Here is a 17,741-nt window from a genome sequence, read left to right on the forward strand (position 1 = left end):
CATTGAGAACCACCGACCGCAGTCTGTAATTTTATTCTCTCCACAGGCTTAAAATCGGCGGGAACTCCACCTACTTATTTTAAGTATAACATAAGCTTTGCCATTTACAAGTAAAAAATTTGAAAAAAAGTAGGTTTGAGGATATTTAGGTAAGATTTCAGCTTCTGTTTTTACCCCTGTTTTTACAATCTTTGCTTCACAATGCTGACCCATTTCATGTCGCGGAGCGAAAAAGAATTCACATGACTCAAGTTCATGCTAGTCAATAAACTATATTGACCTATCCATACTACTGCTGACGTCACTAATTATTTCTGGCTGCATCAACTCATCGGACATTTCAAATACAGCCCGGATGACTGGTTTCATTTGATGCTCATCAAAATTATCAAAATCTTCATAACGACGACGCTTGGCACGATTAGCTACTTGGACTACAGCCCGATAACGATTAGAAGAAGCTTTAATCAACTCCTCAGACCGACGACTTAGTTCTGCCGAATCAACACTAGATTGCCTTTGTATGTGCATAAATTTTGTTAGTCTTTGTTGACATCCTCCCGACGCTGCTCTGTGAGACAACGCGGGATTCCCATCCATCAATCAAACAGACTGTAGGGGCGATTAGCGAATCGCCCCTACTGAAAAGATTCAGGGTGGGTTGACACCTCATTGGAAAATGCTGGCTTGCCAGTAATCACGTTTCCTCCATGTCCGTTTAACGTCTCCGGGTGACCCTCGGCGACTTAAATAATTCTATCTCTAGCTTAACAATGTTAATTGAATATTTCCCACTATGGTCTAGTCAATCCTAATATTTTGAGTTAAGATGTAACAAAATTTTAATAGATTTTAATAAAATTTATTTATTTCATTGATTTTTATTACTTATGTTAATCGGTGCTGCTCCGACTTCAAGGGAATTTTCTCAGACCCGTCATCATCCCCTAAAAATAGTTGCTTTAGGGGATAGTTTAGTTTATGGTTTTGGCGATCGTGAAGGTGGTGGATGGGTAGAAAGACTGCGACGACATTGGATGTTACCAGATAATTCTGGCCATGTACTATATAATCTGGGAGTCCGGGGAAACCGTGTTTTACAGGTAGAAGAACGCCTAGAGCATGAGTTTCACCATCGGGGAGAATTAAGAAATCGTCAACCAGATATTATTATTCTTTCTGTAGGAGTAAATGATTCTGCTAGAGTCCAAAGACCAGATGGACGTTATTATACGGACTTTTTCCAATTTAAGACAATTTTAGATAACTTATTGGATAAATCAAAACAACTTTGTCCTGTGGTATTTGTAGGAATGGTTCCTGTTGACCAAGCTAAAATGCCTTTCCAAGATTGTTTATATTATAGTCACGATGACCAATACATGTATAAAGAGGCGACTCGCTTAGCTTGTTTAAAGCGACAAATACCTTATTTGGATGTGTTTGAAAAATGGTTAAGTCGGGGCGAAAATTGGTGTACATCGCGTCTTTGTGCGGACGGAATACATCCTAATGTTAGAGGTTATCAAGCCATTTTACAAGATGTACTGAACTGGGAATCTCTCAATTTGTTAACTAGCTAATAAAAATTTTAGAGCTGTTTTATCTCAACGTTGGTTGAAGACTGCCGCTCTCCATCCCCCCTAACCCCCCTTTGAAAGGGGGGAAGAAATAGTATTTGCTTGCCCACTTAAATTTTTTAAGAATATTACTACTTGTACACCACTACCGTATTGTGAATTGTGGGTTGGTAGCTTGGGAATATTTAGTTGATATTATCCAATGAGTGAAATAGTAAGGTGGTGGTGGAGAAATTGAAATACATCTCTTTGCTTTATCCTACTACGATTGTTTTATATGAAATCCGGTTATACAGTTATCGCACTCGCTCTTCTCCACTAAAATATATACTTTTGATGGGGTTTAAATAACGGGTAGTCCTGCATGGTAATGGTGAGGATATATATTTTTTAATTTCTCCGACACTCCCCATCTCCGACACTCCCCATCTCCCCATCTCCCCACACTCCTGGTGCTTCCTTTACCATTACTATGCACCACCACCAAATAACGAATATCCCTACCCCCCCCACTTTACCTATTCCCCCGCTACCCTACTATACAATAATTGTTCAACCGGATGTGATATTAGCAGCGTATTTTGAGGAATCAATTCTTGCAAAATCCACTTTCAATCTAAACTAAAATAAATTCAGGTTTTAAACCTAAATTATCAGTAAGCTGTTTAATTTCTTGTTCGTATATAGGATTCATAATAATAATAATTTCTGGTTGATAATCTTTCAAAAATTCTGGAGAAACAATTTTTTGACCAGCTCCAGCAATATACATTCCTTGTTTGCGAGGATTGAGATCTACAACATACTCAATATCATTATATTCTTTTAATAAATTTAAAAAAGTTACACCCTTAGAACCTGCACCCCAAACTACAATTTTTTTATTTTTGTTAGTAAATTCATCAAATTTTTGTTGCCATTGGTTAATTAAGTCATTAAAAAGCTGATTAAATTTAATAACTTCATCAGCAAGATTTTTCACATCAGAAATTATTTTACTTTCTTCTGTTGTTGTTGTTTTAGCAGGAACAGCTTCCAAACATAAAAATTGCTCCTCAAAAGTTTCATAAACATCAGTAACTAGAAAATTATTGTTCATAAAAGCTTGAATTAGAGAATTATCAATAAAATAACAACAGTGTTCATAGATAATATCCCAAACTGCAATATTTTTTAAGATATAGTTGGAATTAGGAACCTCAAAAAAAACTTTTGTATCATAGCGATCGCCAATTGCTTTTCTCAGAGAATTAAGTAAATCATTAGGATTAGGAATATGTTCTAAAGTATGACGACAACAAATAAAATCAGCACCATATTCTTGATATTTTTCTGAGTAAAAGTCCTGAATAAATGTAATTTTATTACTGATGTTATTATGTTCTGTACGCGGAACATAAGTCGGGTCGAAACCAATACCTTGATTATCTCCTAGTTGACATAAAGAGACTAAAAAATCACCTTTGCCGCAACCAATTTCAATAATGTTTTTGTGTTTGAGATTGTGATTTTGAACTAATTTTTGTGCTAAAGAATCTGCATAACGTTGGAATCGGGATGAATAGTGTAAAGAGTTTTCATAATCCTGAGAATAAGATAGTTTTGTTTCGTCAAATGCTTGATTTTCTATAAAACCGCAGCTAGGACAAAAACTAAGTTTAATATCTCCTTTCGGGCAATCAATTGCTGGTTGTTTTTCTGACCAGAGTAAATTACAATACACTGGCATATTTAGCATTGAAAAGAAATATTCTACCTCTGAAGAACCACAAATCGGACAGTTTTTTTGAATTGAATTTAACATCATTTTTGTTCCTTAGAATAGTTTTTAATACCAATTAACTTTAAAGATGTCACAAATAGTTGGCAACTTTAAATGTGAAATAATTTCCTTAAATTACTGTATATTCAAAGTTTTGAGCTGATAAAATCTTACTTTTGACTTTTGACTTTTGACTTTTGAATTCCGTGAAACGGTATAAGTTGTTCTATAATTAAATAAATAAGAATAGCGACGGGAGATACTAATGTTATATAATAAATCAAGTAATATAACCTTGTATTATTGTTATCAACATGAATTATGGAAGAAAAAGGAGGAGATAAATTCCAAAATAGTGTTGTTTGAGGAGAAAAATTGATTCTTTGTTTATTGCTAAGTTCATCTAGATATACTGAAAAATTATTTATGGAGTATGTGATTATTAAGTTATGGTATTCGGTATCAGTGAAAAATTTAGCTACACTAAATTCTGGTCTAGTTCCATTTTTTTTAGTAATTAAATTTCTAATTCTAATACTTAGATTATTATTCCACTGTCCTAAAGTTAAGTTGCGATTATAAGGATTTTTAGAAATAGAAATAATCCTGGATGGTCCAGTTTGATTAAGACTTAAAGTTGCATATTTAATAAATAATGTAAATTGAGAACTATCGCGTATTTTCTGGTTAAGTAGAGTAACTGGTTTTTCTGTATGTAACCAGTTTGATTCTCCCAGTTGAACAGAATCTTGATTTGGATAATTTAATTGTTGTTTTTTTCCTAATAAATTCGGAGAATTTCCTTGTCGGTCGGCAAAATAATTTTTATTTGTGGGGGTGAATTGATAAGCAGTAATTAGATTATTTTCAATCCCATCACAGTTTTCATCTTTTAAGATCTGATTGATTTCTAGTTCTGATATTTTTCGATTAGCAATACATATCTGAGAAATATTGCCATTCCAAGGTCGGTCTTCTGTAATTTCATTTCCTAATACTAGACGATAATCTAAATCCCAATTACTTAAATTCCATGTTTTAATTGCTTCTAAAAATTTGAGATTAAAAGCTGAAGCAAGAACTATATAAATAATTATCAAGAAACTTAACACCGGAATAGAAAGTATTTTTTCACTGATAGTGGTAACCTGCAAAAAGATCTTACTAATATATTTTCTGAAAAAATAAAAGAGCAAAAATCCTGTCACTCCTCCCAATGTATTCATTAATAAATCCACATAAGTAGGATTCCGAGTTGGTATGAATAGCTGCAATATTTCAATTGTAAAAGATAAGATAAAACTAACAGCAATTACTAATTTTGTGACCGTGACTATCTTGATATTTAATACTTGAGTCAAGAAAGCAGTACATCCAAAACCGAAAGGAATAAACAACAGAATATTTAAAATTAAATCTTTTAGATTATCAGGTCTTTCAGTACGTTTAAACAAAAAATCATAACTAAATTGACTTAAGGTTTCTTGGATAAAAAAATCGTATGGAAATAGAGTTAAAATAATAATTACAAGGCAACTCAACGTAGTTAATGATATGAGATAAAATCTTAAAAATTTAGTTTTATTCATAATTAATCATTTCATATTCCTAGCATTTTTCCTAATCTAGTAATATCAAATCCGGTTAAATAACCTCACAATCAATATCTTAAAATCCCGCTCTTAAGGTTATTGGATCTATGTGCAATTAGGCGGATTTGATATAATACTAAATTTCAAAAATATGGTTTTTTTCTATTGTAGTAGACTATTTCAGCTAAAATAGTACGTTATAATTGTCATTGCGAACGGTAGTGAAGCAATCTAATCCCAAATTTTCTATTCAAACATTTATAGCGCTACGCGCTAGGGAATAGGGAATAGTAAACTGTCAAAGGGTTTCAGGATTTAGAAATGTCCTAACCTTTACTTGGACTGCTATAAGATAAAATAGCCTAGTAGGTTTGGTTAAGCGAAAGCGCAACCCAACAAAGGGTTATACCAAATTGATAAATACAAATAGCTAGACTATTTCTGAGGATTTATTAAGTTAGAATGAATTGAGGCAATATCTAATGTTAATCCCAACTTACTTTACTTATTTAAAGTAATCTAATCTTAGAACCTACTCCCATATCATCAAGCATTTTTTGAATCTCATTTTGATAAATTTCATTCATTATAATTACCTCATCAGGTTGATATTCTTTTAAAAATTCTGGAGACTTAATTTCTTTCCCAACACCAGGAATAAACTTACCATGGCGATGAGGATTAATATCAACAACATAATCAATTTTATCGATGGTATCCAGAGTCGTCAAAAAAGCAACACATTTAGAACCAGAACCCCATACTACTACTTTTTTATTTTCCTTCTTTGCCTTATCTAAATGAGTTTTCCAAAAGTCTAATTTTTCATTAATTTTATTGCTGAAATGCTGAACATATCGCCCAACATCTGTAACACTTTCTTCTAAAGGATGAACAACATCAGAAGTAGTATTAACTGGTTGAGCTTCAATTAAAAGATACTGATCTCCATAAGCACGATATAGATCCGTAACTTCAAACCCGCACTGCCTAAATAAGCGTCCCAGAGAACCTGGTGTAAAATAGGAACAATGCTCGTAATAAATATCCTCAAAAGCAATATCTTCAAGAACTCGCACAGTATCAGGAATCTCAAAGACAACAGATACATTCAAGCGATCGCCAATTGAGTTCCGAACAGTCTGAATAAATTCCTTTGTAGGTTGGATATGTTCCAGTGTATGTCGGCAACAAATAAAATCTCCTACATACTCAGCATATTTTTCAGAGTAGTAGTCTTGAATAAACTTAACCCGATCGCCAGCACTACTCTCAACTCGTCCTGGAACAACAGAAGGATCGATACCAACTCCTCGGTTATCCCCTAACTCGCAAAGCAGTAAGAGAAAGTCACCCTTACTACAACCAATTTCCACAATATCTTTATTGTAAAGATCGTATTTCTCAATTAGTTTACTAGCGAGTTCCTTTGCAAACTTATTAAAAGTAGGTGAAAAGCTTTGTTGATCCTCATAATTTGGAGCATAAGCAGACCATTTAGAATCAAACTCCAGGTTAGTAATAAACCCACAGCGATCGCAAAATCCTAACTTGACATCTCCACGGGAAAACCCTAGTGCTTTTTCCTTAGTTGAGGACATTAAACAGCTATGAACTGGAACGCTTTCTACTTCGTAAAAAACCGATAATTCAGTATGTCCGCAGTTTGGGCAAGTATGATTGATAGTATTTTGAGAATTAATCATTTTTAAAAGTTGAGAGTGTTACAAAAATAAATCAAGGATAGCTAATTCACAACTAAAGGTTCAAGTGGTGTAATCTTGACAACACCGAAATCGACTTGAGTACGATGAGCCAACAGTGCTACTGCATATTCTCCCTCTGGAATCATTGATTTTCCTTCTTTTAAACTATCAACTTCCATCCAAGTATCTGGTTCGCTTTCTCCTTCCTGCCACCATTTCGTTCGTTGCTGATAGTAAAGGTGATTACCTAATTTATCTTGTACTGGTACGCTCTCAACCACAATAAAGTAGCGCATATTACCCTTAGGCTCAAAATCCTGCTTTGGAGAATATTTATTAATAGGTTTGGCATCACCATATTTTTCAGAAAATTCTAAACGAAGACTATCTATAGGTTTCCAATACAAACTAAGACCAAATCTCCACCCTCGTCTTGGTCTAAAGAGAGGTTCATCTGGATGTCCTCCCCACATTGACAATACACCAAATCCATAATCTCTGAAACCACCTTCCATCCACCAAATATTACGACGGAATATCACATCTGTTTCTATACGCCTTCCTCCAGGAAAAGCACCTGTAACATTCAGAATTCGATCGTATTCTTCAAAGCCTGGTTTTGGTCGCACGCGCCATTGATTATCTAGCTGGTATCTTTCCCATAAACCATCTTGTACATCTAATATATCTTCCTCCTTTGACCAGTCACAAATGATAGGTAACGAAATCTCGGACGAGTTATACTCAAACTCTAAAGTTTGTATTTCAGAAACTTCCTGAGTGGAAATAGCTTCAATTTTTAGTTGGTTGATACCTTCTAAAAGGTCTTCAGCTTTCAACTCAATGGTAAAAATAGGTGCAGGGGTTCTAGGTCTTCCTTGAGCAATGGCAACCCATGAACCTTCATTCAAAGAATAGCGAGCATTTTTTACCTGAGAAGAAAGAGAACCACAAATATTTGCAGTTAGGTCACCATGACGGCGAGTGAAGCGTTTAGGGGAGTTAAAAATTTCAATTAAAGGTTGATTTTCTGTAATACAGCCATAGATAACCACGCTGACGGTACTTAAAGTGGCCGTTCGTATAAAGTCACGACGAGAAAATTGAGAATTATGGTTAGGCTTAACTTTCATTTTTTATAATCATATCCCAAGAGTTATACAATATTAGAAATGACAAGGGTTTTCCCAAGGTAATAAATAGAGAAATATTGAGTTTCCTAAACAATTTTAACTTCTAGTGTTGTCAATGTATATTCCCAATCATATCAAATCCGGTTAAACAGTTATAGATTGGTTAAGTCGTAATTGAGTCAGGAGGCAGAATTCAGGAGTCAGGAGGACAGAGAATTACAAAGATGAGCGTAGTTATGACAATTGGAGAATTTTTTTATGTCCAATTCCCCCGGATTTGATATCACTCACAAAAGAATCAATTTTGTTCATTTTTTCCTGAAAAATTCGTTTTTTTCTATCATCTATTTCATACATAAGAATTGGTTTATGGTTATTAATTTTTTTCATCATTCCTTCAAGTACATTAATTTCTCCTCCTTCCACATCAATATTTGACCATATACATATATAGGAGGATTTATAGTTTGATTTTCAACTAAATCATCAATACAAATTATATCAACAGAGATAGAATTCTGTTTCTTCGGAGTAGATTCTACACCTGCAGAAAAATTTGCCAGAACATTCCCACCACAATAATCGCTCAATACAAGCCCCCCTTTTTGCCAGCTTTCAGTCACAGCTTTTTCTATGACAGTAACATCATTAAACTTATTTAATTCAATGTTATTTCGGAGTAATTCAGCATTTTCTGGTGCTGGTTTAAAAGCATAAACTTTTCCTGTTTCTCTGACCAATTTGGCTACAAAAATTGTCAAAAAGCCTACATTTACGAATAATTCCACTGAAGTTTTTTCCCCAATAACTTGACCTTGAGTTAAATTTTCATCATAGGAGTCAGTAAAAGATTGAGTTGTTTGAATCATTTTTTTATTTTAATTTACTGTATTGTCGAAATATTTCGTTTTCTTGAAAGAAGCATTCTAAAAATTCTCCATTGGAAATATCTTGTAAAGTTGCCCATTTTGGATTATTAATTAAACGAGTCATTTGAGATTTATATTGTTCTAAAGCTGCTCTTTTTTTTGTCAGAATATCTCCAATATACAAAGAGCAGTTGCAATTGCCTAAGACTCTCAACCCAAACCCATAAATTAATGTGTTTTTCAATATTGTTTTCCTATTTTGTTTAGTTTTAATAGGTAAACTAACCCAAGGCCAATGAAACCAAAACCAAACAGGATATTCATAGACAATTGCATCTTTTTGATAAAGTTTTAAGGCTGCTTTAACAATTTTAGTCGTTGTCAAATGGTCTGCTGACCATAATAAAGGTTCTCTAAAATGAGGAATAAAAATTTCTTCTGGTTGATATTTATTAATTATTTTAGTAACTTCTTGAACTGCAGAATCATAGTTCTCGTTTAGTTGTGTTTCGGGAAAATCAAGTAATGTGATATCATCTTGAATTAGCCCCAGTAATTCTGCTACAGTAAAACTTTCTTGTCTTCTAATTTCTTGTAGTTTTTGTCCCGACATTAAATGATTATGAGACTTACTACCATCCGTCATAAAAACAAGTTTAACATCAGCCTCAACCTGTTTTTTCTTGATGATAAGACCACCACAACCTAATGTTTCATCATCAAAGTGCGGGGAAAAAATTAGGGCAGATTTTTTTAAATCTGTCTCACTATATTCCCTACAGTTATGTTTGAGGATGCCTTTATAAAATTGACTAACTTTATTTTTAATCAGCGATTGAGTCATTATCCTTCTAAGATATCTTTATACTGTTTAACTAATGTTTCAGTAATACTTTTCCAAGAAAAAAGTTTAATAGCTCTTTCATAGCCATTTTCACCCATTTCTTCTCTTGAATTATCATCTTTAATAAGACGTAAAATCGCTGCAGCTAAAGCTAAAGAATCACCAGATTCAATTAGCAATCCTGTTTTTTCATTAACGATAATTTCGGGAATTCCTCCCACTAAAGTTCCAATAACTGGGAGTTTACTTGCCATTGCTTCTACATTAGGAATACCAAATGCTTCACTAAATGAAGAGGTAATAAAAATATCTGCTTCTTGATAATATTTAGGTATTTTTGCATGAGCAGCAGGACCACAAAATTTTACTTTTTCAGCTATTTCTGGAGTAATTTTATTTTTTAATTGCTCTAAGTAACTGATTGGTTTACCAGTAACTTTATCTGTCTGATAAAATGAAGCTAACTGAGCAACTTTTTGGTTATCATCACTTAATGAAACAATAAATGATTTGGGTAATTCTTCAAATGGTCCAACAATATTAAGATGAACTTGAGGATATTCTTCAACAACTTTCTTAAATGCTTCTAATAGAATATGTATACCTTTTTCTTGGGAAACTCGACCTACACATAGTAATTTTTTAATCTCATTATCTTTTTGTCTTTTTTGATTGAGTTCATTGGTGAATTTTTCCAGATTAACTCCATTAAAAACTGCCTGACACTTACTTGCAAAATGTGGAAACCGACGACGAACTTTGTCAGTAATATATTCACTGCAACCTATGACTAAATCTACCTTTTGTAGACGATTTTCAATCATTTCGTAATCCAGTTGTGTCAACCACTCACAATGCATATGCAAGAATATTTTACCATCAGGATTAAATGCTCGAATTATAGGTACAAATTGAGGACAATTTTGTACATGAATGATATCACATTGCTGTTTTTTTAAGTCTAGTGCAACTTGCAATATATATTCTAAATTATAAAATTTAGCAGTATATAATGGTTTTTTAGGGTTGCTAAATCTAGCTAATTTATCAGATAATTTGAGTAAGATACTATTAGGAAGTGCCCATATTAATTTATAGTTAATGTTTTCATCATTTTCTATTTTTTGTTTCGACCGAGTTTTTTTCACATAAACAATAACATTATGAGAATTAGCTAAACGGCGAGCAACTTGATATGTCCAAATTCCTATAGAATTTTGTGAAGGTGGAATAACTACATCTAAGGGTTGACTAACAAAGGCGATTTTCATTTGATTTTTGTTTATCTAAAACATAGCCACTAAAATTGGTAGTGAGAAAGAAGTAATGATTGACATAGTTCCCCACCAGGAAAAAATCTAATCTCTTTACTATTTTATGACTACCATAAAATTCAAATCAGACAATTTTAGGTTCAGGAATTGGAATAATAAATTTACCTCCCTTTTGTTGATATTTTTGTTGTTGTTTGATGATTTCTTCGGCAAAATTCCAAGCTAAAATTAAAACGTAATCTGGTTGGTCTTCTAGAATTTTAGTAGGGGAAAAAATGGGTAAATGATTAACACCCATATAACGACCATGTTTGAATTTGTTTAAATCTGCAATGTAGTCTAAAAGAGTTTTATTAATACCATAATAACTCAGCAATGTAGTTGCCTTAGCTGCTGCACCATAACCTATAACTTTTTTGCCTTGTTTCTTTAAATCCCATAAAATATCCATGAGATTATTTTTGATTTTTTCAATGCGATCGCCAAATTCTCGATAATATTCAAACTTATCAACTCCTCTTTCTTTTTCTTGTTTTAATAGAGTTTTAACTGATTCTTTAACATCTTCTTTTGATTCAACAAATAATCGTAATGAACCTCCATGAATAGAAGTTTGTTGCACATCATTGAGATATAAATTATGCCCTCTGAATAACTTATCTAAAGCTGTTACTGAAAAGTAGCACAAATGTTGATGATAAATCGTATCAAACTCACAATTATCTACCAAATCAACCACATAAGGTGCTTCAATAACTGCTACCCCAGTATCTTTTAAAAGAATACCAATTCCGGCAACAAATCCATTCAAATCTGGAACATGAGCTAAAACATTATTAGCTAAAAATACATCAGCTTGTTTTCCTTCTTCCTCTTTTAGTTTCTTAGCTAATTCTTTAGTAAAAAAGTTACAAATGCTATTAACTCCGGCTGAATTTGCAGCTTCAACTTGTGCCGAAGCTGGGTCAATTCCCAACACTGGAATTCCATCTTCTACAAAGTTCTTTAGCATATAACCATCATTACTTGCTGCCTCAATTACTAGACTATTTTCCCTCAAACCTCTCTGAGCAATAATAGCTTTAGCACTATCCCGAAAGTGCTTCATTAAAGAAGGAGAAACAGAAGAAAAATAGGGATAATCCTGACAAAAAAGAATTTCTGGAGGAACGCTTACAGTAATTTGAACTAATCCACAATCAGGACAAAAAGCTAAATCTAATCGAGCAGTATATTCTGGTTTATCTAATTGGTCTTTCGTGAGTAATCCATCAGCAAGAGGAGTATAGCCAAAGGAAATAATTAACTCTAAATTATCAGATGCACAAGCACGACAAGAAGGCATTGCGTTAGACATTATACGTATTTATCCTATTTATTTTTTTCAAGTATTTAGTAATCAGGTTTGGGCAAATAACTTAATATGATTTCCTCGTAATTGGAAAATCATAAATTCAACTGGAATTACTAGGTTATCAAGTTTTTTTTGAGGAATAGTTGAATTATTGGATTAATAGCTACCCTAGTTTTCAGAGATTACCGAAAATTTAAGGTTAAAAGCCTCTCCTAATAGGAGAAAAAAGCGGTCGAGCCGTCCGTAGAATGGGATGGCGAAGTCTCTCGCTTTTACAGAGCTGCTCCGAAGTGAGCCAGATCCAATCTCCCCTTGAGAACAAAAAAATTCTTTTTAACCAATCTTTTTCTTAAAAAGAAGAGGTAATTATTAATTGTTCATTATTAATTATTTAACTACTCCTCATTTCAATATTAACTGACTACTACTGTTAACTGTTAACTGTTTTAAACTTGCCAGCGTAGATTAGTATTCAATTTTTCTTCTTGGAGTAATTTTTTAATATGAGCAATACGCTGATATTTCGGACCTTCAAACTCTTCCAAAGTTAATCCAACTTTTTTATACGCTTCATACAGTTCTTTTGCCCCTTTACGAGCATCCCATTGGGGTTGAAATTCCGGTAATGTTTCCATTATGTAACTACAATCTACCCGATAACAACGCTTATCCGGACCTGCATCTTTAGCATATTCAATCTCACAATTGGGAACTGTTTCTTTGACAATATCAGCTAATTCCCGAATCCGATAATTATCTTCATTTCGTCCTACATTAAAAGCCTTGTTATGGACTAACTCTCGAGGAGCTTCTAGAGCTGCAATAAAAGCACGAGAAATATCTGCAATATGAACAATAGGTCGCCAAGGCGTACCATCACTTTTAATGTATACTCTTCCCGTAGTAAAAGCCCAAGCAACTAGATTATTCAACACTAAATCAAAGCGTAAACGTGGAGAAACACCATAAGCAGTGGCATTACGCAGAAAAGTCGGAGTAAAATCATCATTAGCTAACCCACTTACATCCTGCTCAACTTTTACCTTAGAAATACCATAGGGAGTTACAGGATTAAAAGCTGACTCTTCAGTTAACCAATCATTTCCTCCAGCGCCATAATTACTGCAAGAAGAGGAAAATATATAGCGACTAATTCCCACTTCTTTACTTAATTTAGCCAAATGAACAGAAGCCAAATGATTAATCTCATAAGTTAGTTGTGGATTAAGATTCCCCAAAGGATCGTTAGATAATCCTGCTAAATGGAGCATCGCATCAAACCCAACCAAATCAGATGCTTCCACATCACGGATATCTTTTTTTAATTCGGGGATTTCTCTAATACCTTCACCAAAGGTACTATCCTGATATAAGTCGCTATCCAATCCTGTCACTTCATGTCCCCGATCCAGAAGCATAGGCACTAGAACTGTACCAATGTAACCTTTATGACCTGTTAGTAAAACCTTCATAATTTATTCTTACTTTATAAAACCGATATCAAATGTCACAATATAGCATTTTAATGTTTACTTCCTGTTTCTACCGAAACTTTCGGCACCAGGACTTCCACAGAAATCGACGGTCAAGCCGACCGCATTTCTCACTCTTATACTGGCCTTCAAATCATGGTCAATAGATATACCACAATCAGGAGGAAAGTCATAAGTTCTTAGATTTAATGGCATATCTTGGACGCGATCGCACCTACAGCAAGTCTTGGATGATGGAAAAAACCTGTCAACTACTTCTAATTCAGCTGTATCACTGAGTTTTATATTCTAGTTGAGGCTTGAAATCATCAAACCACTATCTACTAATTAATTTAGCTAGTTTATGATTAGCTAGCATTCCGCTGACATTCAAGTTTTCCATAACAACAGTGCTGTGGTTTTTGGCACTTGTATGTTGTCAGTTCATGAAGTGCATCTTTGAATTTATCAAAGATAATGGTATGTTTTCTGACGTATTATACTGTTATTCCTTGATTCAATCAATTCTCCCAAATTTTCCAGGGTGTTTTTTCACTGTTCCAGAGTTTTTCTAAATGTCTTTTATCCCTCAATGTATCCATACATTGCCAAAACCCAGAATAGCGATAGGCCATTAGTTGACCATCTTGAGCCAGGTTTTCTAAAGGAGCTTTTTCCCACTGAGTATCATCACCTTCTATGTAATCAGATACTCCTGGCTCTAAGACAAAAAATGCTCCATTAATCCATCCTTCTTTAGTTTGAAGTTTTTCCGAAAATTCCACAATGCGATCGCCGTCCATTTCCAAGTGACCAAAACGTGCTGGTGGACGTACTGCAGTTAAAGTTGCTAATTTGCCATGACTACGATGAAAATCTAGTAAATCTTTAAGATTTAAGTCAGAAACTCCATCTCCCCAAGTAAGCATAAAAGTCTCATTATCCATATGGGGAATAAGTCTTTTGATACGGCCACCTGTATTAGTGTAAAGTCCTGTATCGATTAACTCAACATTCCAATCAGGCTTTACTCCACCCTGCATTTCTACTTTGCCACTTTGCAAATTAACAGACAGATTGCTATTTAGAGAACAATAATCTATCATGTATTTTTTGATAACTTCACCTTTATAACCCAAAGCAATGGCAAACTCTTTAAATCCATAGTGGCCATAGTGCTTCATAATGTGCCAGAGAATGGGTTTTCCGCCAATCTCCACCATTGGTTTTGGTTTATCTACAGTTTCTTCTGAAATACGAGTTCCTAAACCACCGGCCAGAATTCCTATTTTCATCTAAAAGATCCTTATCTATTTATTTAAAGTGATTTTATTCTACATCTAAAAGGGGTTATAACTTTTAATGAGATACAATGTTGTTGCCTATTCCCTGTTCTATGTTCTGTGTTCTCTGTTTTTTGGGTAGTCTTGCATAGTAATGGTGAAGATATATATGTTTTGTAATTTCTTCCCACACTCCCCACAGTCTCTCTACCATTACTATACACCACCACCGTTTTTTGTTCTCTAAAATCAAAAATTTGTCTACCTAATCTACTACAAAAATTTTATATAACCCATTTGGTATCTTTACCAAGATGCAATTTTTTAGTAGGAGTAAGGAGGAGTCATACCAAATCCGGCGATCAAAAGCCGGTTTTTCGCTCTTCCTCTCTAACCCTTCTGTCCCCCCTTTCAAAGGGGGGTAGGGGGTATCCCCTGAGCCATTTGTACATTACCTTCATAAATATTGGTTGTGTCTAAACCGGATTTAGTATCACTCCCAACTCAGAAGGTGGGGGGAGGCAATACAGGAAAAAGATGGAAAAATACTCCCAATCTCTCCATCACCCCACCTCTCAATCACCACCTCTATTTTTAGATATATCCCAAATGGGTTCTATATAGGAAAGAAATACTGGGTTAGGACAACAATAAGGGGACTAAGATTTTTTTCCTTGCGTTTATATCGTGGTCATGGTGACTACCACAATGGATAGATTCCCATTCTCTAATTGAAAGGTCTAATTTACCGCCACGTTTGCCTTGCATTCCCCAGGATCACTTTCCCACAACTAATTACTTAAAAATCCCGACCGTTATAAGTCCTTAAATGTAACAGCATTTTCTGTGGAGTCCACATTGAGAACAAAATTGGGAACTACAGTAATACTTATCTATTATAACTAATCCTGCATTTGTCACAAACTTTGCGATTCTAGTCGCTAAAAACCTTGTATAGCAAGCATTTAACCCTGCTTAAAAGAGATAAAAAAAACAAAACACTGTTGAAAACCTTATTCTGTATGACTTTGAGTAGATAAGGATTTTGATAAGTCAAACTTATTTTGTGAGAAATCCGGGTCAAGTAGTTAATTTAAGTGTAATAGGATGAATTCTATTTTATCAAAACATATTTTTTTTGAGCATTAATAGTCTTAAAACTATAATGCTCAAGTTGAATCTACACAAATTAAAAAATCGACTATAATAGATAGTTTAATGTCAGTTTCTCAATCTTGCTTAGGGAGTTTCCAAAGTAGAGAAAGTGAGTAACTATCGAATAAATAATCGCTGAATATGTAAAAATATTAATTTTCAGGTAAAGTTATTGGATATGCAGATGAAGTCCAAGAAAATGAATAACTCCCTGAATGAAATTCCTATGTTAGATATGACTTTAGCGACATCTACCATACCTATGCTCTATAGTCTCGAAGCAGTAAAAGAATGTTTACTCCATGGTGAAGTAGAATTGAGAGTAGCAGCAGTGTCTGAAACTATTAAACATGGAGATCCTGGATTAGATTTGTTACTTATGGCCCTACACGATCCGTCAGCAGAAGTGCAATGGGCCGCATATTCCATACTCCTGGAACAACAACAACCTAAAGCCAAACTAGCATTATCCCAATATACTTGGGATGTATGCAGAATATTAGAGCTATACGCTGCTGGAAAACGGAGGTTTATCCGAGCTAACATGAGGGATGCCAAACTTAATGGTCTAGACTTACAGGGTATAAATTTTAGTTTTGCCTATTTCAAAGATGCCGATCTGAGTAGTATTAATCTCAAAGATGGAAATCTAATAGAAGCTAATTTACGAGGTACAAATCTCAAGGATGCTAACCTCAAAAATACTAATCTTGAGAATGCTAATCTTAGTGTTGCCAAACTTAGGGGTATTAATTTAAGTAATGCTAATTTGAGTGGTGCTAACTTGAGTGGTGCAGATCTGAGTCTTGCGAATCTAACTAATGCCAATTTAACTAATACAAATCTTAGTCGTGCCGACTTAAGAGGTAGTAAACTTAGGGGTATAAATCTGAGGGGTAGTAAACTAAATGAGGCAACAAAACTTGATAGTAAATGGTTATTAATTTGGGAAATAGTTAATCAGAAAGCTATTGGTAAAGACCTCAAGAATATTAATCTAATCAGCATAGATCTTGAGGGTGTTAATCTGAGTGATACAAACCTGAGTAATGCGAAACTTAAAGATGTTAATCTGAGTAATGCTAACCTGAGTGGAAGTAATTTTAGTGCTGCTAACCTCCATAATGTTAACTTTAAAAATACTGACCTAAGTAATGCTAACTTGACTGGTGTTAATTTGAGTAATGCTAATCTCTGCCATGCTAATCTCGAAAATGCCGACCTCAGCAATGCTGATTTTAGAGGTGCAAATCTTAACTGTGCTAACCTCCGAAACACAAAAATTAATGATTTAACCAAACTAGATTATAAATGGCATTTAGTCTGGAAAATTGTTAATCAACAACGTATAAATAAGGATCTTAAAGGAGTAAATCTGAGTGGTGCCGATCTTCGCGGTATCGACTTAAAAAATATTAATCTGCGGAGTGCTAACTTAGAGGCGGCTGATTTAGGTACAGAGTATTGCCATACTCTCTGTCCAAGAAAAGGATTAGAAAACATTAGGAACAACTACTATAGTCGGTCAAATCTCAGAAATGCCAATCTTTGTAATGCCAACCTCAAAGCAATTAATCTAACAGGAGCTTATTTGGATGGAGCTAATTTGAGTGTAGCTAATTTAATTGCAGCTAAACTCAATGATGTGGAAATGACCAATGCTAACCTGACTGCTGCTGACCTCAATGGCGCAGATTTAAGAAATGCTAACCTCAGA

General features: G+C 34.2%; 17 protein-coding genes. 2 read left to right on the top strand and 15 right to left on the bottom strand.

Annotated elements, in window-relative coordinates:
- Positions 1-270: 270 nt before the first annotated feature.
- A complete protein-coding gene (locus F6K22_RS08235; protein WP_426581040.1) occupies positions 271-531 on the bottom strand; it encodes a DNA-directed RNA polymerase subunit omega in 261 nt (86 codons plus the stop codon).
- Positions 532-890: 359 nt separating this feature from the next.
- Here F6K22_RS08235 and F6K22_RS08240 point away from each other — a divergent pair, with 359 nt between their 5' ends.
- A complete protein-coding gene (locus F6K22_RS08240; protein WP_293095679.1) occupies positions 891-1,583 on the top strand; it encodes a GDSL-type esterase/lipase family protein in 693 nt (230 codons plus the stop codon).
- 387 nt (positions 1,584-1,970) lie between these two features.
- Here the strand turns inward: F6K22_RS08240 and F6K22_RS08245 are convergent, their stop codons facing one another.
- The 14 genes from F6K22_RS08245 to F6K22_RS08300 all read right to left on the bottom strand — a co-directional run bounded on the left by F6K22_RS08245 (position 1,971) and on the right by F6K22_RS08300 (position 15,122).
- Positions 1,971-2,093, bottom strand: coding sequence for a hypothetical protein (locus tag F6K22_RS08245; protein ID WP_293095681.1), 123 nt, complete (start codon positions 2,091-2,093; stop codon positions 1,971-1,973).
- A gap of 103 nt (positions 2,094-2,196) precedes the next feature.
- Complete coding sequence (locus F6K22_RS08250; protein ID WP_293095682.1) at positions 2,197-3,387, bottom strand: class I SAM-dependent methyltransferase; 1,191 nt, start codon at positions 3,385-3,387, stop codon at positions 2,197-2,199.
- 125 nt (positions 3,388-3,512) lie between these two features.
- A complete protein-coding gene (locus tag F6K22_RS08255) occupies positions 3,513-4,931 on the bottom strand; it encodes a VanZ family protein (RefSeq protein WP_293095684.1) in 1,419 nt (472 codons plus the stop codon).
- Positions 4,932-5,443: 512 nt separating this feature from the next.
- The gene (locus F6K22_RS08260) at positions 5,444-6,640 is read right to left on the bottom strand and encodes a class I SAM-dependent methyltransferase (protein WP_293095686.1); all 1,197 of its coding nucleotides are present in this window, start codon (positions 6,638-6,640) and stop codon (positions 5,444-5,446) included.
- Positions 6,641-6,681: 41 nt separating this feature from the next.
- A complete protein-coding gene (locus F6K22_RS08265; protein WP_293095688.1) occupies positions 6,682-7,773 on the bottom strand; it encodes a hypothetical protein in 1,092 nt (363 codons plus the stop codon).
- 234 nt (positions 7,774-8,007) lie between these two features.
- Complete coding sequence (locus tag F6K22_RS41830) at positions 8,008-8,166, bottom strand: hypothetical protein (RefSeq protein WP_363273101.1); 159 nt, start codon at positions 8,164-8,166, stop codon at positions 8,008-8,010.
- Entirely contained in the window at positions 8,163-8,642 is a 480-nt protein-coding gene (locus tag F6K22_RS08270; protein ID WP_293095690.1) for an FkbM family methyltransferase, read from the bottom strand. The genes F6K22_RS41830 and F6K22_RS08270 overlap by 4 nt, the downstream gene beginning before the upstream one ends.
- 4 nt (positions 8,643-8,646) lie before the next feature.
- A complete protein-coding gene (locus F6K22_RS08275) occupies positions 8,647-9,486 on the bottom strand; it encodes a PIG-L deacetylase family protein (RefSeq protein WP_293095692.1) in 840 nt (279 codons plus the stop codon).
- Positions 9,486-10,757 carry a glycosyltransferase family 4 protein gene (locus F6K22_RS08280; protein WP_293095694.1) on the bottom strand — a complete coding sequence of 424 codons (1,272 nt, stop codon included), beginning with the start codon at positions 10,755-10,757 and terminating at the stop codon, positions 9,486-9,488. Before F6K22_RS08280 ends, F6K22_RS08275 begins: the two co-directional genes overlap by 1 nt.
- 127 nt (positions 10,758-10,884) lie before the next feature.
- The gene (locus F6K22_RS08285) at positions 10,885-12,117 is read right to left on the bottom strand and encodes a class I SAM-dependent methyltransferase (RefSeq protein ID WP_293095696.1); all 1,233 of its coding nucleotides are present in this window, start codon (positions 12,115-12,117) and stop codon (positions 10,885-10,887) included.
- Positions 12,118-12,560: 443 nt separating this feature from the next.
- Positions 12,561-13,586 (bottom strand): NAD-dependent epimerase/dehydratase family protein, encoded by a 1,026-nt coding sequence (locus F6K22_RS08290; protein ID WP_293095698.1) that lies wholly within the window; start codon positions 13,584-13,586, stop codon positions 12,561-12,563.
- A gap of 57 nt (positions 13,587-13,643) precedes the next feature.
- On the bottom strand, positions 13,644-13,892 hold the full coding sequence (locus tag F6K22_RS43445) for a zinc ribbon domain-containing protein (RefSeq protein ID WP_483244119.1): 249 nt from the start codon (positions 13,890-13,892) through the stop codon (positions 13,644-13,646).
- 215 nt (positions 13,893-14,107) lie between these two features.
- Positions 14,108-14,881, bottom strand: a complete 774-nt coding sequence (gene rfbF / locus F6K22_RS08295) for a glucose-1-phosphate cytidylyltransferase (protein WP_293095700.1) — start codon at positions 14,879-14,881, stop codon at positions 14,108-14,110.
- A gap of 64 nt (positions 14,882-14,945) precedes the next feature.
- Complete coding sequence (locus F6K22_RS08300; RefSeq protein WP_293095701.1) at positions 14,946-15,122, bottom strand: hypothetical protein; 177 nt, start codon at positions 15,120-15,122, stop codon at positions 14,946-14,948.
- 1,101 nt (positions 15,123-16,223) lie between these two features.
- Between F6K22_RS08300 and F6K22_RS08305 the strand changes: the two genes are divergently transcribed.
- Positions 16,224-17,741 (top strand): pentapeptide repeat-containing protein (locus F6K22_RS08305; protein WP_293095704.1); only part of this gene is annotated, 1,518 nt, incomplete at its 3' end.

The sequence above is a fragment of the Okeania sp. SIO2F4 genome, from assembly GCF_010672385.1.
In the GTDB taxonomy this organism is placed as follows: domain Bacteria; phylum Cyanobacteriota; class Cyanobacteriia; order Cyanobacteriales; family Microcoleaceae; genus Trichodesmium.

Coding starts and splice junctions, on each gene's coding strand:
- F6K22_RS08240 (WP_293095679.1), top strand. CDS start 891: ATGTTAATCGGTGCTGCTCCGACTTCAAGGGAATTTTCTCAGACCCGT.
- F6K22_RS08285 (WP_293095696.1), bottom strand. CDS start 12,117: ATGTCTAACGCAATGCCTTCTTGTCGTGCTTGTGCATCTGATAATTTA.
- F6K22_RS08265 (WP_293095688.1), bottom strand. CDS start 7,773: ATGAAAGTTAAGCCTAACCATAATTCTCAATTTTCTCGTCGTGACTTT.
- F6K22_RS08270 (WP_293095690.1), bottom strand. CDS start 8,642: ATGATTCAAACAACTCAATCTTTTACTGACTCCTATGATGAAAATTTA.
- F6K22_RS08235 (WP_426581040.1), bottom strand. CDS start 531: ATGCACATACAAAGGCAATCTAGTGTTGATTCGGCAGAACTAAGTCGT.
- rfbF (WP_293095700.1), bottom strand. CDS start 14,881: ATGAAAATAGGAATTCTGGCCGGTGGTTTAGGAACTCGTATTTCAGAA.
- F6K22_RS08250 (WP_293095682.1), bottom strand. CDS start 3,387: ATGATGTTAAATTCAATTCAAAAAAACTGTCCGATTTGTGGTTCTTCA.
- F6K22_RS08260 (WP_293095686.1), bottom strand. CDS start 6,640: ATGATTAATTCTCAAAATACTATCAATCATACTTGCCCAAACTGCGGA.
- F6K22_RS41830 (WP_363273101.1), bottom strand. CDS start 8,166: ATGATGAAAAAAATTAATAACCATAAACCAATTCTTATGTATGAAATA.
- F6K22_RS08255 (WP_293095684.1), bottom strand. CDS start 4,931: ATGAATAAAACTAAATTTTTAAGATTTTATCTCATATCATTAACTACG.
- F6K22_RS08275 (WP_293095692.1), bottom strand. CDS start 9,486: ATGACTCAATCGCTGATTAAAAATAAAGTTAGTCAATTTTATAAAGGC.
- F6K22_RS08290 (WP_293095698.1), bottom strand. CDS start 13,586: ATGAAGGTTTTACTAACAGGTCATAAAGGTTACATTGGTACAGTTCTA.
- F6K22_RS08280 (WP_293095694.1), bottom strand. CDS start 10,757: ATGAAAATCGCCTTTGTTAGTCAACCCTTAGATGTAGTTATTCCACCT.